The 21,467-nt window shown below is 59.9% G+C and carries 24 protein-coding genes and 2 pseudogenes; 15 read left to right on the plus strand and 11 right to left on the minus strand.

What is annotated here, in order from left to right:
• Nucleotides 1-2 precede the first annotated feature (2 nt).
• From cyoA to FJ977_RS19090, 3 genes are all read right to left on the minus strand, one after another.
• Nucleotides 3-1,025 carry a ubiquinol oxidase subunit II gene (cyoA, locus tag FJ977_RS19080; protein ID WP_140773766.1) on the minus strand — a complete coding sequence of 341 codons (1,023 nt, stop codon included), beginning with the start codon at nucleotides 1,023-1,025 and terminating at the stop codon, nucleotides 3-5.
• Between the two features lie 168 nt (nucleotides 1,026-1,193).
• Nucleotides 1,194-3,749: a membrane-bound PQQ-dependent dehydrogenase, glucose/quinate/shikimate family gene (locus tag FJ977_RS19085; RefSeq protein WP_140773767.1), complete on the minus strand. Its 2,556-nt coding sequence runs from the start codon at nucleotides 3,747-3,749 to the stop codon at nucleotides 1,194-1,196.
• 334 nt (nucleotides 3,750-4,083) lie between these two features.
• Nucleotides 4,084-4,575, minus strand: coding sequence for a DUF4142 domain-containing protein (locus tag FJ977_RS19090; RefSeq protein ID WP_140773768.1), 492 nt, complete (start codon nucleotides 4,573-4,575; stop codon nucleotides 4,084-4,086).
• 323 nt (nucleotides 4,576-4,898) lie between these two features.
• On the opposite strand from FJ977_RS19090, the gene FJ977_RS19095 reads away from it, so the two are divergent.
• The 5 genes and pseudogenes from FJ977_RS19095 to FJ977_RS19110 all read left to right on the plus strand — a co-directional run bounded on the left by FJ977_RS19095 (nucleotide 4,899) and on the right by FJ977_RS19110 (nucleotide 9,755).
• Nucleotides 4,899-5,162, plus strand: coding sequence for a DUF892 family protein (locus FJ977_RS19095; RefSeq protein WP_140773769.1), 264 nt, complete (start codon nucleotides 4,899-4,901; stop codon nucleotides 5,160-5,162).
• Between the two features lies 1 nt (nucleotide 5,163).
• Nucleotides 5,164-5,307, plus strand: a complete 144-nt coding sequence (locus FJ977_RS35865; protein WP_181179953.1) for a hypothetical protein — start codon at nucleotides 5,164-5,166, stop codon at nucleotides 5,305-5,307.
• A 186-nt stretch (nucleotides 5,308-5,493) separates the two neighbouring features.
• A pseudogene (locus tag FJ977_RS19100) lies at nucleotides 5,494-5,804 on the plus strand (trehalose-6-phosphate synthase); the annotation flags it as partial.
• A 265-nt stretch (nucleotides 5,805-6,069) separates the two neighbouring features.
• Nucleotides 6,070-8,739, plus strand: coding sequence for a DNA ligase D (gene ligD / locus FJ977_RS19105; RefSeq protein WP_140773770.1), 2,670 nt, complete (start codon nucleotides 6,070-6,072; stop codon nucleotides 8,737-8,739).
• Nucleotides 8,736-9,755, plus strand: coding sequence for an ATP-dependent DNA ligase (locus FJ977_RS19110; RefSeq protein WP_140773771.1), 1,020 nt, complete (start codon nucleotides 8,736-8,738; stop codon nucleotides 9,753-9,755). The genes ligD and FJ977_RS19110 overlap by 4 nt, the downstream gene beginning before the upstream one ends.
• A 477-nt stretch (nucleotides 9,756-10,232) precedes the next feature.
• Here the strand turns inward: FJ977_RS19110 and FJ977_RS19115 are convergent, their stop codons facing one another.
• Both FJ977_RS19115 and FJ977_RS19120 read right to left on the minus strand, forming a co-directional pair.
• A complete protein-coding gene (locus tag FJ977_RS19115) occupies nucleotides 10,233-10,796 on the minus strand; it encodes a hypothetical protein (protein ID WP_246683184.1) in 564 nt (187 codons plus the stop codon).
• A 340-nt stretch (nucleotides 10,797-11,136) separates the two neighbouring features.
• Nucleotides 11,137-11,541, minus strand: coding sequence for a GFA family protein (locus FJ977_RS19120; RefSeq protein WP_140773772.1), 405 nt, complete (start codon nucleotides 11,539-11,541; stop codon nucleotides 11,137-11,139).
• A gap of 504 nt (nucleotides 11,542-12,045) precedes the next feature.
• On the opposite strand from FJ977_RS19120, the gene FJ977_RS19125 reads away from it, so the two are divergent.
• Both FJ977_RS19125 and FJ977_RS19130 read left to right on the plus strand, forming a co-directional pair.
• A complete protein-coding gene (locus FJ977_RS19125) occupies nucleotides 12,046-12,261 on the plus strand; it encodes a hypothetical protein (RefSeq protein ID WP_181179955.1) in 216 nt (71 codons plus the stop codon).
• Nucleotides 12,258-12,566, plus strand: coding sequence for a hypothetical protein (locus tag FJ977_RS19130; protein ID WP_140773773.1), 309 nt, complete (start codon nucleotides 12,258-12,260; stop codon nucleotides 12,564-12,566). Before FJ977_RS19125 ends, FJ977_RS19130 begins: the two co-directional genes overlap by 4 nt.
• Before the next feature lie 23 nt (nucleotides 12,567-12,589).
• Here FJ977_RS19130 and FJ977_RS19135 read toward each other — a convergent pair whose 3' ends face one another.
• Both FJ977_RS19135 and FJ977_RS19140 read right to left on the minus strand, forming a co-directional pair.
• Entirely contained in the window at nucleotides 12,590-12,895 is a 306-nt protein-coding gene (locus FJ977_RS19135) for a helix-turn-helix transcriptional regulator (RefSeq protein ID WP_348643217.1), read from the minus strand.
• Between the two features lie 35 nt (nucleotides 12,896-12,930).
• Nucleotides 12,931-13,755, minus strand: a complete 825-nt coding sequence (locus FJ977_RS19140; RefSeq protein WP_140773968.1) for a Ku protein — start codon at nucleotides 13,753-13,755, stop codon at nucleotides 12,931-12,933.
• A gap of 982 nt (nucleotides 13,756-14,737) precedes the next feature.
• Here FJ977_RS19140 and FJ977_RS36755 point away from each other — a divergent pair.
• From FJ977_RS36755 to FJ977_RS19160, 4 genes and pseudogenes are all read left to right on the plus strand, one after another.
• Entirely contained in the window at nucleotides 14,738-15,001 is a 264-nt protein-coding gene (locus FJ977_RS36755) for a reverse transcriptase domain-containing protein (protein ID WP_348643219.1), read from the plus strand.
• Entirely contained in the window at nucleotides 14,932-15,540 is a 609-nt protein-coding gene (locus FJ977_RS36760) for a reverse transcriptase domain-containing protein (RefSeq protein ID WP_348643218.1), read from the plus strand. Before FJ977_RS36755 ends, FJ977_RS36760 begins: the two co-directional genes overlap by 70 nt.
• 82 nt (nucleotides 15,541-15,622) lie before the next feature.
• Nucleotides 15,623-16,401, plus strand: a pseudogene (locus tag FJ977_RS19155) (strawberry notch family protein); the annotation flags it as partial.
• Nucleotides 16,400-17,347: a LysR family transcriptional regulator gene (locus FJ977_RS19160; RefSeq protein ID WP_140773969.1), complete on the plus strand. Its 948-nt coding sequence runs from the start codon at nucleotides 16,400-16,402 to the stop codon at nucleotides 17,345-17,347. The pseudogene FJ977_RS19155 and the gene FJ977_RS19160, both read left to right, overlap by 2 nt.
• 334 nt (nucleotides 17,348-17,681) lie before the next feature.
• Here the strand turns inward: FJ977_RS19160 and FJ977_RS19165 are convergent, their stop codons facing one another.
• Nucleotides 17,682-18,401, minus strand: coding sequence for a Crp/Fnr family transcriptional regulator (locus tag FJ977_RS19165; RefSeq protein WP_140773774.1), 720 nt, complete (start codon nucleotides 18,399-18,401; stop codon nucleotides 17,682-17,684).
• Between the two features lie 194 nt (nucleotides 18,402-18,595).
• Here FJ977_RS19165 and FJ977_RS19170 point away from each other — a divergent pair, with 194 nt between their 5' ends.
• Complete coding sequence (locus FJ977_RS19170; protein WP_140773775.1) at nucleotides 18,596-18,832, plus strand: hypothetical protein; 237 nt, start codon at nucleotides 18,596-18,598, stop codon at nucleotides 18,830-18,832.
• Nucleotides 18,833-18,835: 3 nt separating this feature from the next.
• Here FJ977_RS19170 and FJ977_RS19175 read toward each other — a convergent pair whose 3' ends face one another.
• Nucleotides 18,836-19,237 (minus strand): response regulator, encoded by a 402-nt coding sequence (locus FJ977_RS19175; RefSeq protein WP_140773776.1) that lies wholly within the window; start codon nucleotides 19,235-19,237, stop codon nucleotides 18,836-18,838.
• A gap of 85 nt (nucleotides 19,238-19,322) precedes the next feature.
• A complete protein-coding gene (locus tag FJ977_RS19180; protein ID WP_140773777.1) occupies nucleotides 19,323-19,526 on the minus strand; it encodes a hypothetical protein in 204 nt (67 codons plus the stop codon).
• Between the two features lie 315 nt (nucleotides 19,527-19,841).
• Between FJ977_RS19180 and FJ977_RS19185 the strand changes: the two genes are divergently transcribed.
• From FJ977_RS19185 to FJ977_RS19195, 3 genes are all read left to right on the plus strand, one after another.
• A complete protein-coding gene (locus FJ977_RS19185) occupies nucleotides 19,842-20,303 on the plus strand; it encodes an Hsp20 family protein (protein ID WP_140773970.1) in 462 nt (153 codons plus the stop codon).
• A gap of 78 nt (nucleotides 20,304-20,381) precedes the next feature.
• Nucleotides 20,382-20,840: a hypothetical protein gene (locus tag FJ977_RS19190; RefSeq protein ID WP_140773778.1), complete on the plus strand. Its 459-nt coding sequence runs from the start codon at nucleotides 20,382-20,384 to the stop codon at nucleotides 20,838-20,840.
• A gap of 112 nt (nucleotides 20,841-20,952) precedes the next feature.
• Nucleotides 20,953-21,165, plus strand: coding sequence for a hypothetical protein (locus tag FJ977_RS19195; RefSeq protein WP_140773779.1), 213 nt, complete (start codon nucleotides 20,953-20,955; stop codon nucleotides 21,163-21,165).
• A gap of 14 nt (nucleotides 21,166-21,179) precedes the next feature.
• On the opposite strand, the gene FJ977_RS35875 is transcribed toward FJ977_RS19195, so the two are convergent.
• Nucleotides 21,180-21,356: a hypothetical protein gene (locus tag FJ977_RS35875; RefSeq protein WP_181179957.1), complete on the minus strand. Its 177-nt coding sequence runs from the start codon at nucleotides 21,354-21,356 to the stop codon at nucleotides 21,180-21,182.
• Nucleotides 21,357-21,467: the final 111 nt, after the last annotated feature.

The following is a 21,467-nucleotide window of genomic DNA, read 5'->3' on the forward strand; positions in this document are numbered from 1 at the left end:
CGTCATTGCGCCCCTTGTGCCTGTGGATGATGCCCCGTCGGCGATGCCGCCGCGGGCAATGCCTTTGGGCTCACCTGTGGCTCGCCGCCGGCGGCACTTTCAGCGGGCCCCGGACCCGGCGGCAATGTCTGCTGAACAACGGCATCGAACAGCCCAGGCTGTACATGGCCGAACGTGGACGGCGGCACCTTTGTGCTTTGCCGGGCGAGCTCGCGATAGGCAGTGGCGTTGAGCACGCCGCCGCCGCCCCGCAGCGACGATGCCCAGCGGGCGAAGGCGTCGGCTGAAACCGCGTTCACGCTGAAGTTCATATCCGAGAAGCCGTCGCCGCTGAAGTGCGCCGATTGACCGAAAAAGCTGCCCTCACGGTCGGCCTGCAGATGCAACTCGGTCTGCATGCCGTTCATGACGTAGACCATGCTGCCAAGCTGGGGCACGAAGAACGTGTTCATCACGCTGGCGGAGGTCAGCCTGAAATGCACTGGAACGCCGGCGGGGATGACCAGTTGATTGACCGCACCCACGCCCTGCTCGGGGTAGAGGAATAGCCATTTCCAGTCGAGCGCCACCACCTGGATGTCGAGTGGCGGCTGAGCGGAAGGGATCGGTTTGCGCGGGTCGAGCTGGTACGATCCGTAATAGATCAGTCCGCCAAGGAAGAGGATGGTGAGCGTCGGGATCGACCAGACGATCAACTCGATGCGCCCCGAATAGGTGAATTCCGGGTCATACCGGGCGTTGCTGTTCGACGCGCGGAATTTCCATGCGAAGGCCAGGAGCGCAACAAGCGTTGGAACAACGATCACCAGCATCACCGCCAGTGAGTTCAGAAGGATCGTGCGATTGCCGGCGCCTATTGGACCTTGCGGGTCGAGCACGCCACCTGCGCAACCGGGCATGAATGCGGTGGCCGGTATGCACAGCAGCGGGCGGGTCAAGCTGGTGCTCGGCTGCGGAAATGCCAACTCCGCCATGCGAATTGGAGAGAGCCTATCGCAGGGTCGCGGGTCCTTCGCGTTTTCCATATGACAGTCTCCCTTCGCCGAAATCCGAGGCAGTTCGCTAGGTGCCGTCCACGGCCGAACGAACGCCCTAACAGGCGCCTCCCGAATTCGTTCCGCCGACGCCTAGCCACAGCGTCGGCAGAGCTTTTGGAGAACCTGTCGTTCCGCTTGCGCAATGCGAATGAACCTCTAACGAGGTAGCGCGAAAGCGATTATTGAATCGCCGGCCTTGGTGCCGGTTGATCCATGGCCGCCGGCAACGACGACGAGATACTGCCGGCCGTCAGCACCCTGGTAGGTGGAGGGTGTTGCTTGCCCGCCCGCCGGCAGCCGTTCACGCCAGATCTCGCGTCCAGTACGAAGATCGTAACCGCGAACATAGTTATCCATTGTTCCGCTCAGGAAAGCGAGGCCGCCCCCTGTGATGATCGGTCCACCAATTCCTGGCACCCCCATCCTAAAGGGAAGCGGGATCGGCGAAAGGTCACGAACGGTGCCGTTGACATGGCGGTATACCGTTCTGCCTGTCCGCAGATCCACGCCCGCGACATATCCCCAAGGTGGCTGCTGGCATGGCAGATTCAGGAACGAGTAGAACGGGCCCATCTTGGCCGCATAGGGGGCGCCGAAATTTTCATTGAACACTGGCGCATCCTTCTTGCTCACCACACGCGCTGTGTTGTCCGGCCTGGTTAGAAGCTGGGATGTGAACGCCAGATAGACCGGCATGGCAAAGGCAAGATCTCGTTGCGGATCAACCGCGATCGCGCCCCAATTGAAGACGCCGAAATTTCCTGGATATACGATGCTGCCCTGCGTGGATGGCGGCGTAAATACCCCGTCATACCTGAGCTGACGAAAGCGGATGCGGCAGTAGAGCTGATCTATGAGGGTAGCGCCCCACATGTCCGCTCCGGTTAAAGGCCTAGGCCGGAAAGACACCGCGGAGTGGGGCTGCGTTGGCGACGTGTGATCGCCGTCGACGGCGCCCTGCGGGGCGGGCTCTTCCTGGACGGGCAGAAGGGGTTTTCCGGTGAGTCGGTTCAGAACAAATATTTCACCCTGCTTGGTCGGCGCAACCAAGGCCGGAACGTCCTGCCCGCCCACGGTGAGATCGACCAGGCTCGGCTGAGCCGGCACGTCGTAATCCCAAAGGTCATGATGGACGGTCTGGAAGACCCAGGCTACCTTGCCCGTGTCCGCGTGGAGTGCCAGGATTGAGGACGAGAACCGCTCGGTGTCCGGTCCGCGCTTGGCGCCAAATTGATCCGGCGACTCGTTGCCCATCGGGAAATAAATCAGTCCGAGCTTGGCGTCGTAGCTGGCGACACTCCATGAATTCGGAGCATTGTTGGAATAGGTCTGGCCGTTGGGAATCGGAGCGGTTGCATCGGGGTTCTTGCTGTCGAAATTCCAGACAAGGGCGCCCGTATAGGCGTTGAAGGCCCTGATCACTCCAGATGGAGAAGTCGTCGCCACGTTGTCATTGACCGCCCCGGCAACGACGACCAGATCGTGAGTTATGACGGGAGGCGACGTTGAATAGAAAGAACCCGGCGTCACGTTGGGCATGTTGGCCCACAGATTGACGGTGCCGTCAGCGCCGCCAAACCCCGGACAGATCTTGCCGGTCTCGGCGCTGATCGAGATGAGCCTGCCATCCGATGTGGGGACGAAAAGCCGCTTCATGCATGCTCGTGTCAGAGTCACGCTGGTTGGCGGCTGGTCGCGATTGACGACCGGGTTGGGAGCCCCAGGCTGTGCCTGTCCAGTCACCACATTTTGCGGAACGCCGGCGGCCTGCGTCGTCACTTCGTCCACGCTCTGCTGGACATCGCCCCCGGCCTGTGCAGCCGCCCCTGCAACGTCCGGCGCGACCGAGACGGTTGGGGGCAGGTCGGCCGGGCCGACCTCCTGGTATGCGACACCTCTGCAGGTCATGTGTTGAGTGGTGGCCTGAGGCGGCTCTTTGAGCTTGGGATCAAACCGCCACTTCTCCTTGCCGGTCACGGGGTCAAGAGCTACCACCGTGCTGAAGGGGGTGCAGATGTATACGGTATCGTTGACCATGAGCGGAGTGACTTCATAGGTCGTTTCCTGCGGGTCATTAGGCCCGCGGATTTGCCCCGTCTTGAATGTCCACGCCACCTGCAGTTTGCCGACGTTTTCCGGCGTAATTTGGGCTAGGGGCGAGTAGCGCTGGCCCATTGATGTACGTCCGTAGGCGACCCATTGTCCTGCGGGAGTGCCGTCGCCTGAGGATGACGTCGCCGTCATGCGCTCCTGGTCAAACGTTCCCGTCACGTCCTCCGGATCCTGAAACATTGAATAGATGCCTGCAGCAGCGGCGAGGACGATCACCGCTGCCAAAGCGGCATAGTTGACATCGACCGGGCGAGCATGATCGGCACCTGCCGCCGCCAGCTCGGAACGGTTGAACTTGTTGACCATGGCTGGCAGGAGCAGCAGAACCCCGATGACCAGCAACAGCCCGCCCCGAGGCGCCAGGGCCCACCAGTTGAAGCCGACTTCCCACAACGCCCAGCAAAGTGTGACGAGTGTCGCCAGGGCGTAAAGGCCCACCCCAGCGGGCTTGCGCAGCGCCGTCAGAACACCGGATATGGCGAGCATCACACCCAGCACGAGATAGAACCAACTGCCGCCCAGCGCTGCCAACCAGACGCCCCCGACCGTGAGGAGTGCCCCTATCACAATAATGGTTGTCGACAGCACGAACTGGTACATAGGGCAGTCCTCGCTTGCTTGTTTGTTGACCCGCCCGATCACGCGAGAGCGCAATGTGCGCGGGTCGGCCGATCAAGGTGTTTGCTAGGGGCGCTGATCGAGGGCGTGTGGCGTCTGTCCGCCCGAACCTCCACTCGTGAAGCCACCGCCTCGAAGAACGAGAAATCCTATTATCAGGACGGCAACGACGACCAGGGCAATTGCTATTCCGCGATTCACGCTTCAGCTCCACATCAGGTACTTACTTTGCGCACCCCAGCGACAGGCCGCTCACGGCGCCGATGAAGTCCGCGCGGCCGCTTCTGCTGAGACAGCGTGGCCGACCGTCATGCGTTCAGTGTCCTTTGAGGGACTGGGCCAATTTCAGATGCTTGCGCAGTGTCGGCAAGGTCTTCTCGGCGAGCTTCGCCACCTCGCCGCGCCCGGCCTTCGCCTCATCCTGGAATTCCGAGATGTCCTTCTGGTGATCTGACACCATGTAGGCCGCAAACTCCCTGTCGAACGCGGCTCCTGAGAGGGCTTCAAGTTTCTGCTGCTCTTGTGTTGCTTCATCGGTCAAGCCGTTCGGCACCCGCGAGTTCACCTTGCGGGCGACGGCGGTGGCCTGCCGCTTCGCCTTGCGGTGATCTCTTTCAAGGGCGCGACCGAAGGATTTGACGGCCCTGCTGGAACTTTTCTCGACCGCCAGCTTACCGAGGACGATCTCCGAATTATCGCCCTTAATCGCATCGCCCAGGAATTCCGAATCACTCTTTGCCTGAGCTGAAGCTGCGCTGAGGCAGCTAGAGAAAAGGGCGACAAGCGCCCAAACTGCTTTGCTAGCCATGACACTGCCTTTCAATGGATTTCGCGCCGAACCGCTCTCGAGGCCATTTGTTCCGCCGGAGACAGAAATTTGGGTCTGCCGAAAACTTTCATTTGAGCTCGCCTTCCGCTCCGAACAGTTAAGCGGTCCGGTCCAGGTGTCCTGTTGGAGCAAGAAATTGTGTGAGCATCCACCTAGGCCCTCTGCGCCCCGAACGGCCCATATCTTCTAGGCGCTCGTGAGCGGCCCGCCCTTGGAGAAAGCCCTGAGCTGCCGTGCCGCCGCGATGAGCGCGGCGCGATCGTTGCCGGTTTCCCCTATCAGCTCTCGCACCTGTTGGAACCATGGCGGCAACGGGCCATACGGTTGCCGGAGATGATATCCTCAAGAACAGCTTTGCCAATTTCGCGTTCGAGAACTTCGAGATCGCGGCTTACAACTCCTTGCTGGTAATTGCTGACTTGGCTGGCGAGACACGGGCCGAAGGCCCATTGCGCCAGAACCTGTCCGAAGAAGAAGGGATGGCAAGGTGGCTTCAGTCGAACCTCGCCGAGGTGACCCGTCAATTCGCGGAACTGAAGAGTGTCGGCGAAGAGGCAAAAGTCTGAGATGGCCGGCGTCCAAGCCGTCCCTGACCTGCTGTTCTCACCTAGCCTCTCGATCAACGGCTTGATCACCGCCGACACCGTAACGTTCGTGCTGGAACGGCTGCAGCAGATCGCAGTGGGAATGGCCCGCTGGGGGTGGAACTGAACAGGGCGGGGACGCCGATGCCGCTCGCCGCATTGCGCTCGAACTTCAGTTATTTCAGCACCACGCCGGACGTGCCTCCGCGTGCGCGGGCAAGACGAACGTCTATTCCGCCGGCATCACGATTTTACCCGCGTTTCCCAATGAAGCGCGATACCTGACGCGAGATACAGTCCTCGGTTGCGCGCTAGCCAGGTCGGCTTGGTCACGCCTTTGCGTGACGGGATGAACCTTGTCGCAAAAGAATACATCGCCGCCCAGGATCCAGCCGATCCCGGAGTGCTTGTATTGTCTCGTTTGCAGGTGCGGCGGAAGAGCTTGCGGAGTCCCTGATCGTGAATCCTTATGCGGTTGACGAGGTTGCCGATGCCATCGCAAAAGCGCTCGTGATGCCACTTGATGAACGAATTGCTAGGCACGGCGCACTGCTCAAGCGCATCAAGCGCAACGACGCAGCAGAATGGCGGCGATCATTCCTCGCCGCGCTCGCGGGGGCGTAGTGTTCGTTTGCACTAATCCTGCAAGCGGCTTGACCACACCGAGTTTACAAAGGGAAGCAGCTGTGTGGCGGCGAGCACGCCGCTTTCATGCGGAATTAAGGCGGCGCGATGCACGCCGGTGCGCGAAAATATCCGGCGCCGCCGTTTCCGAAGCAGGCGGCGCCAGAGTTCCAACCGAACCACGGCAAAACCGGACTGGAATGCCGCGGACCGAACCAAATGTCGCCAAAGGCGTTGAGTCGCGTTGCGTCATCGGGGCATTTCCATGACAAAGGGCGAGCTATCTACCTATCGGACCAAACGCGATTTCACCAAAACGAAAGAACCCAGTGGCGAGCGTTTGATCGCGAAATCAAACCGGCTACGGTTTGTAATCCAGAAACACGCAGCCACGCGGCTCCACTACGACCTTCGCCTCGAGCTCGGCGGTGTCTTCAAGTCCTGGGCCGTCACCAAAGGTCCGTCGCTCGATCCTCAGGATAAACGCCTTGCGGTAGAGGTTGAGGACCATCCGCTGGACTACGGCGACTTCGAAGGCACGATCCCCAAAGGGCAATATGGTGGCGGCACCGTCCAGCTGTGGGACCGCGGATATTGGGAGCCAGAAAGCGCTATGTCGCCTGAACAATCCTTGGAGAAAGGCGATCTGAAATTCACGCTTGACGGCAAGCGCCTGCATGGAAGTTTCGTTCTCGTGCGCATGAAGCACGATCGCAATGGCGGAAAGCGAACCAACTGGCTTTTGATCAAGCACCGCGACAAATACGCGACTGATGGCAATGGCGACGCAGTGCTGCAGCAGGACCGGTCCGTCGCCTCGGGCCGGAGCATGGAAAAGATTGCTGCCGGGAAGGGGGCTAGCCCGAAGCCGTTCATGATGCAAGGCTCATCGGTGCCCGATGCGGACGCCGTGTGGGACAGCAATCGCGGCCTCGCCGCCGAGGAACGCGCAAAGCCGTCAAAGGCATCGCCAAAGCCGTCGCCGAAAGCATCGCCACGTCCGAAACGCGCCGTTCGTGCCGATGCGGCCAAGATGCCCGACTTCATCGCACCACAGCTTTGCGCGACGCTCTCCCGGCCGCCTGTAGGAACAAACTGGGTTCACGAAATCAAGTTCGATGGCTATCGCGTCCAGCTGCGGGTCGAAGATGGCGTCGCCGCGCTGAAGACCAGAAAAGGCCTGGACTGGACTGAGAAGTTCGGCGCCATTGCAAAAGAGGCAGCCAGCCTTCCCAACGCTATCGTGGATGGTGAGATCGTGGCGCTCGGCGAAAATGGCGCACCGGATTTCGCCGCCTTGCAAGCGGCGTTCTCGGAGCGCCGGACAAAAGACCTGATCTTCTTTGCATTTGATTTGCTGTTTGCGGACGGTGTCGATCTGCGAAAGCTGCCGCTTTCGGAACGCAAGGTAAGGCTAAGCGAGATGATCGGCGAGGTCGAGCGCGGTGAGGAGAACCACCTCCGCTATGTCGAGCACTTCACCAATGGCGGTGACGCTGTGCTGCAGTCTGCCTGCCGACTGGAACTCGAAGGCATTATCTCCAAAAAAGCTGATGCACCCTACGTTTCTGGCAGAACCGACACCTGGGCAAAGTCGAAATGCCGCGCCGGGCATGAGGTTGTTATCGGCGGCTGGTCGACGACCAACGGAAAATTCCGCTCATTGCTGGTCGGCGTCAACAGGGGCGAACATTTCGCCTATGTCGGCCGTGTCGGAACCGGTTACAGTGAGGCCAAGGTCAAGCAGTTGCTGCCGAGGCTGAAGGAGATGAAGGCCGCCAAGTCACCGTTTACAGGCGATGGCGCACCGAAAAAGGATTCAACCGTCTTTTGGACGAGGCCGGAACTGGTTGCGGAAATCGAGTTCGCCGGCTGGACCGGCGGCGGCAATGTCAGGCAGGCGGCCTTCAAGGGCCTTCGCGAAGACAAGCCAGCAAAGGAGGTTGAGGCCGAACGTCCCGCCGAGCCACAGGACACGCAGATTGCCGAACCTGCCAGAGGACCCGGTCGGACCGGAAAAACCCCAATCGTCATGGGCGTCATTATCTCGAAACCTGACAAGCCACTTTGGCCGAATGCCGGTGATGGTGGGAAGCCAGTCACCAAGCTCGACCTCGCGGAATACTTTGAGGCCATTGGCCCTTGGATGATCAAGCATCTCAAGGGCCGCCCCTGTTCACTCGTGCGCGCGCCGGACGGTTACGCCAGCGAGCAGTTCTTCCAGCGCCACGCCATGCCTGGCACGTCCAATCTGCTGGAATTGGTGAAAGTCTTCGGCGACCACAAGCCGTATCTGCAGATCGACCGCGTCGAAGGCCTGGCTGCGATCGCCCAGATCGGCGGCCTGGAACTGCACCCCTGGAATTGCCACCCCGCTCATCCCGAGGTTCCCGGCAGGCTGGTTTTCGACCTGGATCCCGGTCCGGAGGTTTCCTTTGGCGAAGTTGTCGCGGCCGCCAAGGAGATGCGCGACCGTCTCGAAGATTTGGGGCTGGTCAGCTTTTGCAAGACCACGGGCGGCAAGGGCCTGCACGTTGTGACGCCGCTGGCAGGCCAGCGCAGCAAAACGAACTGGCCCGAGGCCAAGGCCTTCGCGAAGGCGGTGTGCGTGCAAATGGCGGCGGACCGTCCGGATCTCTACCTCGTCAACATGGCCAAGAAGTTGCGGACGTCCCGGATCTTTCTCGACTACCTCCGCAATGATCGCATGGCGACGGCCGTTGCACCCCTGTCACCGCGTGCCAGAGAAGGTGCAACTGTTTCCATGCCACTGACCTGGAGCCAGGTGAAGGCGGATCTCGACCCGAAAAAATACACAGTCCGCACCGTGCCGGGGTTGCTGAAGAAGACGGTTGCCTGGGCCGACTACGACGATGGCGAAAGGTCTATCGCGAGCGCGATCAAACGGCTCGGTTCAGCAAAGCTAGCGGCATGACATCGAAACATGCAAAACCGTCTTTCGCCGTCCCATTGGACACGGAACCGATGGAGGCAAAGGCTGCCGCCACGTTGCCTGACAGCGCTGGCCAATGGCAGTACGAACCCAAATGGGACGGCTTCCGCTGCCTTGCCTTCAAAGCTGGCGATGAGGTCGACCTGAGGGCAAAGTCTGGCAAGCCGCTCGGCAGATACTTTCCGGAAGTCGTCTCGATGCTGCGTGTTCAGAGGGCCACTGATTTCGTGGTCGACGGTGAGATCGTCATCGAGGTGAATGGCGCGCTCTCTTTCGATGCGCTGCAGATGCGATTGCATCCAGCGGAAAGCAGGGTTCGAAAGCTGTCTGTCGAAACCCCCGCCAGATTGATCTTGTTTGATATGCTGGCTAGGGCGGACTTCAACGTGATGGACCAGCCGCTGTCCGAAAGGCGCCAAGCTCTGGAACTGTTTGTAGAATCGGCTGGTCATGCCGATATCGAACTGTCTCCTTGCACTCGGGATTTGGCGACAGCAACGAAGTGGCTTGACGCGTCCGGTCACGGTTCGACGGACGGCGTTGTCGCCAAGCTTGTCGACGACGAATATCGGCCCGGCGAACGCGCCATGGTCAAGGTCAAACGGCTGCGTACAGCCGATTGCGTGGTCGGCGGCTTTCGCTATCTGGCAAATGCGCGTGAGGTTGGTTCCTTACTGCTGGGTCTCTACAATAACCAGGGCAAGCTCGATCATGTGGGGTTCACGTCGACAATCGCGCGGGAGGATCGACCGCAACTGACCCGACAACTCGAAGCTTTGCGGTCGCCTCCTGGTTTTACCGGCAAGGCTCCGGGCGGCCCAAGCCGCTGGAGCACCGAGAGGAGTGGGGAGTGGGAACCGGTTCACCCCGAATTGGTGGTCGAAGTCCGCTTCGATCACGTCACGAATGATCGCTTCCGGCACGGTACCAAATTTCTGCGATGGCGCCCCGACAAGAATCCCAAGCAGTGCACCTTCGAACAGATGCTGAAAACATGAAATGGGCACGCCGTCTGTAGCGCGCGCGTTGCGCTTAAACCTTGGCCCTATGCGCTCGACGGCCCATGTTCGCTTCTTGACCCCTTTCGTAGTGAGGCTGGGCCTCTGGCGTGATTCCCGCAACGACCCACTGGCTCCGGCGGCGGCGCTAATCGATCAGCGTGTCAATTCGCCTGGAACTATCCATTCCTGAATCCGCCGAGCCAAATTCCGCTGCAGTGACTCGTTCGGCGTCACCGAAAGTTCTCATACCCGCTTGGTGCCTTCGGTGAGTGCCGAGGTTGCACCGCCTGCTGCTGACCGGATTTAGACAGCGGGGAGCTCTCCCCCGTTGATGGTCCGAGGAACCTCGCTGGCAGGCTGCTCAACCATTGGGTTAGGTGGCATCGGTGTCGATTGCGTCATTGCGGAGTCCTCCGGTTACTGCGCTGCACGTGCGCCAATGAGCGTTACTGTCTGCGTAATTGCGGGCCTGACCTAAGCAGCATCGACGCGCTGGAGATCAGAGACGCGGACCACGCCGTGCTGGCTTACGAAGGTCAATGTCGTGTCCGTGCTCTGGCTCTGTGAAACACCAGATATGCGATGATCTCCGGTATCGTAGATTATCGTGTTTCCATGATCGTCGATGACCAGACGGCGCTTCTCGTTAAACGCCGCGTAGCGCATATGGTTCTGGGAGCCAGCGGCAGACGGGCTTCCAAACTCGTCAGGCCACCACGAGCCGGCGGTTGCCAAACCAGCCGAGCGATAGCTCACATTCGTATCGTCGTTGCGCCCCTCGGCTGGATGATCGCGGAGGTAGGCGGAAAGCTCGCCCGCGATAGCGTTGAGCTTCGCCTTGAGGCTGCCGTTGAACATGTCGCCGACCATCGTCATGCCGGAAGACCATTGCGACATGCCTCCGAAGTCGACGTGACTGAACTGGGCCATGGTCCCGCCCCCACGCCGCAAAGCGTCTAGAACAGCGGTGACAGCGCCTTCGGAGATGCCATGCTCGCGCGCAAGACGGGCGGTCAGTTCGGTCTCGTTCTGGGTCATCATGATGTCCTGAGATCGATGGAACAGGTACGGCCGCGCATGCAAGCCTTGTCGGGCCGTAGTCTGCGCAGCACGGAAGTAACGAGCGTCGAGAGGCGCGGTTCCCGTACCCGGCAGAACGGCAACACATTCGTTAGTCACCCCACCCGGCAATCGTGTAATCCGCCGCGAAATATCGCGGAACATCCGTCAATGTCATTTGACGGAAACGCTTGTTTGTCGTGAACATTTGCATCCAGTCGTACTTTTGGGGGGCAGACCAACGGAGGCTGCCTGACAAGACGCATCGATCGCGAGAAGATCGAGAGAGCGGACCGCGAGAGCAGATGTGTCCGCCGGCTCAAGCCGAGTCGGGGGTTTCGGTCTCTTGATCATGTTGGAATTGCTCTGCCCATTGCAGATCCATCAGCCAAGGCTCGCGCCGGTCGATCCAGAGTTCATAGCCTGGAATGATGTCGCTCGGGGCGAGGTCCAGAGCGCCCAGCATGATCTCCGCCTCGTCGTCCCGCAAAGAGGCGATGCGCGATCCGCAATCGGGGCAAAAGCTTCGGCCATTGAACGCCCGTAGGTCGCCAGTCCCCTGATAATCCGACCGCGCCCAAACACCGAAGAAGTTGAAGGCGCTGCCGCTCGAGCGGCGGCAATCCTGACAATGGCAAAGGCCAACACGAAGCGGAGCGCCGTTGACCGAGAAGCGAACCGCACCACAGAGGCACCCACCCCTGCGAATATAATCTTCGCTCATGTCAGAGCTCGCTTTGGAGGGCCACGGTTCTCGTCGGGGTTGGGGACGGGCAATTCGTCCGGCAAGAGGTCAGGGTCAGGCTCCCGCACATCTGGGGTCCAGCTTGGTGCATCCACCGGCGGTTCTTCGTTCGGCTCTGGTTTGGGCGGCATGCCTATTCTCCTGGTGTGTCGGTTGGGCGAGGTGTCTTGCCAGCCACCGGACGTGCGTCGCTTCGTCGGGTCGTGAAGGGGGCCGCCAAAGCGCTGGCACGTTCGGGCGGAGCGCCTATCGTCTTGGGGCTGGCTGGCGCCTGGGCCGGAGTCATTGGTGCCAGGGCCTTTACGCTGGATTTCGACACCGGCTGCCTCTGGTTCCTCGGCAATTGCAGCGTTGAGGTTTTGATCTTGGCCATCCCGTCATCTCCTTTGCTGGCCAACGACCGGCCGTCAGGAATGTTCCATGCCGCGCGGAACTCGCAGGGGTGCAGGCCTGTTATCGATGATCACAGAGGAGCACCGAAAAATGTCTGACAATGAAAACCATCGCGAAACCGGCGCGACGAAATATCCCGCCAAGACGGGTGCCGACCCATCGGATGCGTTCTCCCAGGACGCAGCTGGAAACAAGAAGCCCAAGGGCGGAGTTGGATTGACGCGTCCCGTGGACGAAGTCGATGACAAGACGCATCAATCGGACGGACAGAACCCATCAGGACAGGTAAAGAGTGCTCGGCCATGAACGTCGCCAATCTTCAGCTTGAAGGTCTGATGATGGCAGTCGCGTCGATCAACAATTTGCTGGTCCACAAAGGCCTGCTTTCGATCGACGACATCGACATCGCGCTGCGAAAGGCCGAGGCCAATGTGACGGGCGATGAGCGGACATATGAGGATATGTCGCCGGCCAATCGCGACGCCATCTGCTTCCCGATTCGGCTTTTGCAGATCGCGAACAATGCCCAGGGCGAGGCCGACATTCCACCGTTTTCGGAACTGGCGAAGATGGTTGGACAAACGAAAGAGCCGTACAATGATCAGCGGTAATGACGGGCTCGACTTGTTGCGGCTTACATTTCGCTGTTCTGAATAATTCCCGCTTCGCTATCCTGGATAGGCGTGCGCGACGCCGTTGACCTCTTGAGCCGAACGCCGGGTCCGCCATGGACCGTCCCGCCATCACTCAGAAAGGCCACCCCCGCCAGTTCGAGCGCCGATCGCATCGCGACAATCATGCCGGCGGCCGGAATGCGCTTCCCTTTCTCGAAGTCCCGAACCGTCCCCTCGCTGACCTGCGCTTTGGCGCCAAGCCTGGCTTGTGACCAGTCCAGCAAAGCCCGCGCCGCCCGACATTGCTCCACAGTCAAATGGGTCACAAACGTCTCCTCGGTCGGCTCTGTGTCCGGTTGTACTAAGCGCTCTTGCGCTTCGGAGCGCTCTTTTTAGGTGTCGCTAGCCCTTCCTGCTTAAGGCTTTTCTTAAGCACCTCGGCTAGGTTGATGACGTTCTCCTTCGGCTTCGGCGCCGCTTTCGGTGGCGACTTGCCCTTGCGCTTCGCATCAATCATGGCAATGAGCGCATCTTCGTAGGTGTCCTCGAATTTCGAGGGATCGAAAGTTGTCACCTTTTTGTCGATCAGCATGCCTGCGATTTCGAGCAATTCGGGATCGTATTTCGCCTTGGTCAAACCATCGAAGACACTGTCTTCGGAGACCATCTCGTTGTGGTTTCGCAACTCGGTCATCACCATGCCCTTGCCGTAAGGCTGGATCACAACTTCCCGGCCGCGCTGATAGAGCACGATGCAGGATCGGGCTGCGACTCCCTTGTTCTTCATCGCATCGCGGATCACGCCGTAGGCCTCGACGGCCGCGCCGTCGGCTGGAATGAGGTAGTAGGGCTTCTCCAGATAGCGGGTGTCTATCTCATTGATCGCGACAAACTCACCGACTTCAAGCGTGTGATCCGAGGTGAGCTTAAGCGCCTTGATATCCGCGGGCTCGATCTGAAGGAATTCATCCTTCTCGACCTCGAACCCCTTGACCTGGTCTTCTGCGTCGACGGTCTTTCCTGTCTTCTCGTCGGCATAGACGCTTTTGACAGGAAGACCGTCCTTGCGGTTCAAAATTTTGAAGTGGATCTTGGATGCCTCGCTGGTGGCGCCGACAATCTTCACCCCGCAGGTCACCGATCCAACCTTCAAAAAGCCCTTCCAGACAGCACGTGGCGCAACCATGTCGTTCATCCTGTTTCCGGTCAGGGCAAACGAGTTTTCTTTCAAATCGTTCCCTCTGCCGCGGGTTCGGCGGAGTCGACTGAATCCAGCAAGAAGCTTGAAAGCCAAACCAACCGGGAGATGCGGACCGCCGCGGACGGGGACAGTCGGTCCCGCGTCCGAGCGCCGGAAAAACCGGCAAGGAATAGAATGGTGATCCATTTCAGTGAAGGAGTAGCAATCCACATTGGCTCCGAGCCGTGCGCCTACGCCCGCGAGGTCGTTGGTGAAGCGTCGGTAGGAGAAAGCACAGGCCAGCCATTGAGCCGCGTAAGGGACCTAATCTCGAGTGCCGACGGCGTGGATGCTCCGGAAGGCAACATGGTAGGGCGCGTTATTGCGAGTGCCCGACCAACTCGGCGTGGTCGTAGAACCTGGCATGTGCGGAAATTCCTTGTTCGGGAACCGGGAGATCTCACGATTGACCAAGGCGGTATCACCTTCCTTGGTCCGTATCGGGAAAGCGAAAGCATGAGCCGATGATGAACGATCGTGAGAAGTCAGACGTTGTCATAGTAGCTATGAAGCTGACGAACAAGGCCGGGGAACCGGCTGCGGAGTCGGTGGAGCCAAGGGCAGCGACCAATGGAAATGCGGATCAGCAAACCACGCGCCGGGCACAGGACCGGGAAAGCGTGTCACATGCGCTGGACCGCATACGGCAAGTCGCAAGACTTAGGAAGCAGGAGAGGTTCACCAGCCTCTTTCACCATCTCAATCTCGAAACGTTGAGGACGGCATTCTACGCTTTACGGCGTGATGCAGCCCCCGGCGTCGATGGGCTGACATGGCGAGCCTACGAAGCGGACCTTGATCACCTGATCGAGAATCTGCGCGATAGGCTCCAAAGAGGTGCATACCGGGCAAGCCCGCACAGCGGCAGTACATACCAAAGCTGGACGGACGCCAACGCCCGCTCGCCATCGCCGCCCTTGAGGATAAAATTGTCCAAAGAGCGACGGTCGCGGTGCTCAACGCGATCTACGAGGAAGACTTCCTCGGGTTCTCGTATGGTTTCCGGCCCGGACGCGGCCAGCACGATGCGCTGGACGCACTCGCGGTCGGGACCGAAAAGCGAAAGGTGAACTTCATACTGGACGCTGATATCCAGCAGTTCTTCGACCGGGTCAGTCGGGAATGGCTGGTCAGGTTCCTGAACCATCGGATCGGCACCAGCGCGTCATCCGTCTCATCCAGAAGTGGCTGAAGGCGGGCGTTTTGGAAGAAGGGATCGTCACGACGTCTGAACAGGGAACGGGTCAGGGATCGGTGGCTTCGCCACTGCTCGCGAACCTCTACCTGCACTACGTCTTCGACCTTTGGGCTAACCGCTGGCGACAGCGGTCAGCCACGGGCGACATGATCATCGTGCGCTACGCGGACGATATCGTGGTGGGCTTCGAACGAGAAGCCGACGCACACCGATTCCAGATCGAGATGCGAGAACGGTTGGAGAAGTTCTCTCTGTCATTGCACCCTGAGAAAACGCGCCTGATAACGTTTGGCCGCTACGCGGCCAGTCGTCGTCGGGAACGTGGTCTCGGAAAACCGGAAACCTTCGACTTTCTCGGCTTTACCCATATCTGCGGCAAATCACTGCGGGGAGACTTCATGCTTCTGCGGAAGTCCCGCCGCGACCGTATGGGCGAAGCTCCGGGAGATCAAGGACCGGCTGCGATGGTTGAGAAACCAGCCAATTCGCGAACAAGCGAAATGGCTCAGGCAGGTCGTCTGCGGATACTATGAGTATCACGCGGTGCCCGCCAACCTGCGATCACTTCGGGCATTTCGGGAGCATGTCATCTTCCTCTGGAAGCTGGCTCTGAGACATTCGGGCTTTCTCGCCGGTTCATGGTTGGTCGACGACGGTACCTTCGATATCGTCAAAGCCGCGCCGCAGGATGCGGAAGGGGCGGTGCGCTTCCGGCAGGGGTTTTTTATCGGCGACGGCACCGGCGTCGGCAAAGGCCGGGAGTCCGCCAGTATCGTCCTCGACAATTGGCTGCAGGGCCGCCGCAAGGCCGTTTGGACATCCAAGTCGGACAAGCTGCTTGAGGATGCTCAGCGCGACTGGTCGGCGCTTGGAATGGAGCGTCTGCTGGTCACTCCACTGTCGCGCTTCCGCAAGGCCGCCCCATCACTCTGGCGGAAGGCGTCCTGTTTACAACCTATGCCACGCTGCGTTCCGACGACCGCGGCGAGAAGGTTTCGCGGCTCAAGCAGATCGTAGAATGGTTGGGCTCCGATTTCAATGGAGTGGTCATTTTCGACGAGGCGCATGCAATGCAGAACGCCGGCGGCGGCAAGCGGGAGCGCGGTGATGTGGCCCCCTCGCAGCAGGGCCGCGCCGGCCTGCGCCTGCAGCATGCGCTGCCGGACGCCCGGGTCGTCTACGTCTCCGCAACAGGCGCGACCACCGTCGACAACCTGGCCTACGCCCAGAGGCTCGGCCTGTGGGGCGGGGAAGACTTTCCGTTCTCGACCCGGGCGGAGTTCGTCGAGGCGATAGAGGCAGGTGGCGTGGCGGCGATGGAGGTGCTTGCCCGGGACCTGCGGGCGCTGGGCCTTTACACCGCTCGTTCGCTCTCCTTCGACGGTGTCGAGTATGGAGTTGCTACAGAGCGACCTCAAGCTCCGTCAGTTGAAAGTCTTCCGAGAAGTTTTGCGGGCCGGTTCGACAAGGCGAGCAGCGGTTGCGCTCGGGATAAGCCAGCCTGCCGTCAGTCAACATGTGAAGCAACTCGAGAGCACGCTCGGCATCACAGTCTTCAAGAGGTCGGCCAACCGCATCGTGCCCTTGCAGGAGGCCTGGGAACTCCTGCGAAACGTAGAACTTGCCCTGACGTCCCTGGATCGGCTGGAGGCGTCGATTTTCGCAATGAAGAACGAGGAAAAGCAGAGGATTGCGATTGCCGCGCCTTCTGTTTTCGGTTTCGTGACCTTGCCCAAGGTCGTGGCGATCATCCACGCAAAGACCGCGTCGAATGTCCGCTCGATTTCGGGAAGCTACGAGCAGATCGGCGAGCACATCCTGGCCGGCCGGGCGGATATTGGAATCTCGAGACTGCCCCGGGATCCAAGCCTGTTTGAGTGGGCGCCGCTTGGATCGGCACGAAACGTATGCATCTTCCATCCCGACCACCGTTTTTCAAAACAGGCCGGTATCGAGGCTCACGACCTGGCAGGCGAAACGATCGTCGATATCGATCCCCAGTTCGCGGCCCACCAAATGAACTTCAATGCAATGCGCTTCGCCGGCGTCGAGCCGGACATATTAGTGGAATTCGATTGCAACGGTCACGAAGCCGGATACGTTTCGGCTGGCCTCGGCATTTCGATAACCAATGAGATCATTGCGCGCGAATACGCGGCGTTTCACCTGGGGATAAAGCCAGTGGAACCATCCGCTCTGTATCATTACGTGGCCATTTGGCAGAAGGGCAGGACCTTTTCGAACGCCCTGAATGTATCGCTCGAGGCGATCATCGCTGCGTTTTCCACGGAGCACCTGCGAGAGGATGATAGGTATTCCTCAGCAAGCGCCAACGTTTGAAATTTTAAGGATGCCCCCGCAACTTGAACCGTATGCTGCGTTTCCGGCTTGCGAGGCGTATATCGACGCTACATCGACGCAGGGTACGCAGGGCCGAAGAATTGGTCGCCGAGATGGGTGCCGCGTTCCTCTCCGCCAAGCTTGGAATTGAGGGGACCCGCGGATCAAGCCAAGTACTTAGCCAACTGGATTACGCTCCTGAAAGGTGACTGCAAGGCCTCACCGCCGCCAGCACACGGCGGAAGCCAGAGGCTACCTGTTGGCCTTAGGGGTCTGCAACGTAGACGAGGTGAGCTGACGGTTGCCTTTCCCGGGCAGCTTCCCTTGGTCGATGTCACCGGGGCTCGCAAAACTGGCTTAGGTAGGTCGGGTCAAACTCCGCCAACTCCGCAAGCCGGTCCCAGTCAAGGATCTTGATGGTATGGTTGACCCATGTAACGAGACCAGCTCTCCGAACCTCGCCGATCACCCTGTTCATATGCACGACGGACAGACCCAGGACGTCCGCGACCTCAGCTTGAGACAATGGAAAATGGAAGCTCATCCCATTGGTGTGCTTGACCACCTGCAATCGCAAAAACAGCTCGCAAATGAGATGGGCAAGATGTGAAGTCTTGGAGCGGCGGCCCATGGCCACGATCCATTCGCGGTGAATGGCTCCGTCAATCAGCGTGTCGAGCCACAGGTGGCGCGTGAGGTGGGGCGCCTGTTCCGTGACCATACGCAGGCGTGCATGATCCGCGAACAGAACACGGCAAGGCGACAGTGCTATGATGCCGTGGTCCATCGTCTTGAGCAGAAAGGCATGGAGGTCGACGAAATCGCCTGCCACCTGCAATGATGTAAACTGCCGGCCACCGTCTTCCAGCACTTTGTAGCGGGCTGCCAGGCCCTCAAGCAGCAAGGTGCTGTACGCGGGTCGTGAGCCCTCCGAAACGAGGTCCTGCCCCACCGCAAAATCACGCCCCGGAGAAAGGATGTCGGCCAAGAGAGCTTTCTCTTCGTCGGAGAGCTTATCGTGTTGGCCAAGCTGCAGGTAGAGAGGTTCAAGCATGTTAGGGCTCGCCGTGTCCGGATTTGAGTGCCGGTCGCCAGGCCTTCTGGGCGAGGCGAGGGTTCAATTGCCCTTGAGAACGGGCCCGTCGCTGAATGCGAAAAATGCCCGCTTTTACGATGAAATGCCAGCGTGAACAGGAACCAAGGCCGTTGACGGGAATTGACCCAAATCCCTGATGCAAATGGCGTGACATGAACCGGTACTTTTTCGACGTCTATAACAGCAACGGCCATGTCCTCGACGACGAAGGCCAACTGCTGGAATCACGGGAACGTGCGCGGGTTGAGGCGGTGCGGATTCTCCATGATGTCACCCGCGAAGAGATGCCGGACCACGAACTCGTGAAACTTACCGTCAAAGTGCGTAGCGATACGGGGGCACAAGTTTTCGAGGCGTCACTCATCCTGACGTCGGGATGGAGCGCCTAGTCATCAGTCGGACGGACCGTCTCCCGGCTGAATCGGCGGCTGGTTCAACAGCTGCGAAAGCGCCGTTATGATTTGCGCGATCACAAAGGGCTTCTGGATCATGACGCTATCGGGGACGCCTTGAGCATGCCATTCGAACGCGCTGTCGCCGCTCATGTAAACGACAGGCATTGAAGGCCACGTCTCCCTGACGTGCCGCGCTATATCCCATCCGGATTTTCCGTCGCCGAGCCTGATGTCCGTGACCAGCCCTGCAAATTTAGCGGGCTCGGCATCGAACTGTGTGAGGGCTTCGGCTGCGTTCTTGGCTCCGACGACCTCGAAACCGGCTTCGGAAAGACCGGCTTCAACGTCGAGCAAAATCAGGGCTTCGTCTTCGACAAGTAGAACGACGTGCGCATGCATGCTCTATCCCCGCCCCATGTTCCAGGCGGGTGACAATGCGTTTCAGCAATTTAAGTTCCAGTCATGCGCCCTGCGCACGCAAAAGTTAGATCCGTAGATACTCCTTGAGGTTCAACCGCGAACACTGGCCCTCGGCGTAATTCAGCGCGAAAGCCTCGACGTCAAACGACCGCGTATGGTCTCGGCCGTCCTCGACAACATGAACGAACCACTCGCTGCAGGCTTCGACCACCTCGACGCGTGTAGACAGGAGAGGATCGGACTCAGCGATGCGTTGGACAGTTGGCATGGCATGTTCCTCTGAGCGGAGCGTCATCAATGGCTGACGGCCCAGCAAGCCGCATTTAACTTTGATGTAGATCGGCAATTTTATCGATGGCAACCTCGCGGAGGTCTCACCGCCCGCGTGACCTCCGCGAGGGCATCAGTACCACCTGCTTCGTCGCAGAGAGCAGGTGACAGAATGAAATTTTCGGCAGGGCTCTTGAAGGCGTTTTGGTCGGCTCCTAAGTCATCCGCCGTCGAGGCTGTATGGCTCGACAAAACGGCGGCGCCGCATGGTCGGCGTCCCTTGTACCCATGTTGCTTCAAGGAGAATGTGGCTATGAGAAGCTTTGACTCTCTGTATCGCACCACCGTCGGTTTCGACCGTCTTTTCGACATGCTCGACAGCGGCGCCAGGACCGACTGGCCGCCCTACAACATCGAGAAGGTCGGCGAGAACGACTATCGCATCGCCATGGCGATTGCGGGGTTCAGCCCGGACGAGGTTGAGCTGACCCAGCATGGCCCGGAGCTGGTTGTCGTGGGCCAAAAGGCCGATGACCAGAGCGGACGCCAGTTGCTCCACCAGGGGATCGCCTATCGCAGCTTCAGGCAGACGTTCAGACTGGCCGACCACATGAAGATCAAGGGGGCAACCCTTGAGAACGGCCTCCTCGCAATCGACATCGTCCGGGAGATTCCCGAGGAGCTGAAGCCGCGCCGCATCAGCATCGGGGCCGGCGATGCTGCGGTCAGCAAGCAGATCTCGCAGGACACGGAACGCGCGCGCAAAGCCGCGTGATCATCGCGTCCATTCACCCATAACACTGCGGTCCGCCTCCCGGTTTCGGCCGGGAGGCTCAGATTGCGGAGAACGGAGATGAACACCCAGAACCAGACTTCGATGAATACTTTCCAACGCTTGCCACAAAGCGAAGCGGTTTTGTACCTGCTCGGCGATCCTGAGGAGGTCATCCGCCATCCACGTCTCAGCCGTGCCGAGAAGCGGGCTTTGCTCGCCTCGTGGGCATCCGACGCATATGCGGTGGAAAATCAACCGACGCTACGCCGGCTGGACAATGGAACCGTCATCCCTGTCGAACGGATTATAAGTGCCTTGAAGGCCTTGGATGAGATGCCCGAAGCAGGGGACAGATTTTCGGCACGCGTTCTGCCTTGGCGGCCCTCTCCACGTCGCGACGCCTGGCGACGGAGCGGCCGGTTCTTCGGCCCTGACGATGACGATGACCCGCCGCCATGCCCGGTATCAGCCGCGCCGCGTCCGCGCGCCCCAGGGGGAAGGGGCGCAATGGCCAGCGTCGACCTCGCCTATGCCTAAGTTTCCGCATACTCATTCATGCGGCTGCCCCGGGCGGGGCAGCCGATCCGCTGCCTGGCGGAAGAGGGCTAGGTCACCGAATGCGATGGCTAAAACGGCAGCAGGAGAGCGGATGACAATTCAAAAGCGCACTTATCGTCTCCAGATCATGCTGAATTCCGAAGAACTCGCGGTTCTCGACCCGTGGCGCTTCGACAGAAGAATGCCGAGCCGTTCCGACGCGGTGCGGGAGTTGCTTCGACTTGGTCAAAATGCTTCTGGCCACGGCAGAGACCGCTCCGCAAAATCCGTGGATTATGGGGTTATCGATTCGACGGTCGACTGATCTCGCGCGGCCGTCTAGCGCAGGCGCTGGCCATATATCAGGCGTGCTTCGCGCAGCAGCGAATTGCGATCAGTCCCAAGCATGTTGATGAGGTCACGTGCCTGCGCTTCGGAGATTCCGGTTTCCTTGGCCAGACTGATTGCCAGCCGATCACGCTCCGCCGTGCGGGCGTCGTCTTCGTCTTTGCCCATGGATTATCCCCGTTCCCTGCTTCAAGCTGCAGACGCAACGGCGGGCGGCGCAATTCGTTCCGGCGATACTTACCGACCTCCGGTTGTGGAAGAGGGCCCTTCGCACCCCGA

Origin of the sequence: Mesorhizobium sp. B2-1-3A (assembly GCF_006442655.1) — a bacterium.
Taxonomy (GTDB): Bacteria; Pseudomonadota; Alphaproteobacteria; order Rhizobiales; family Rhizobiaceae; genus Mesorhizobium.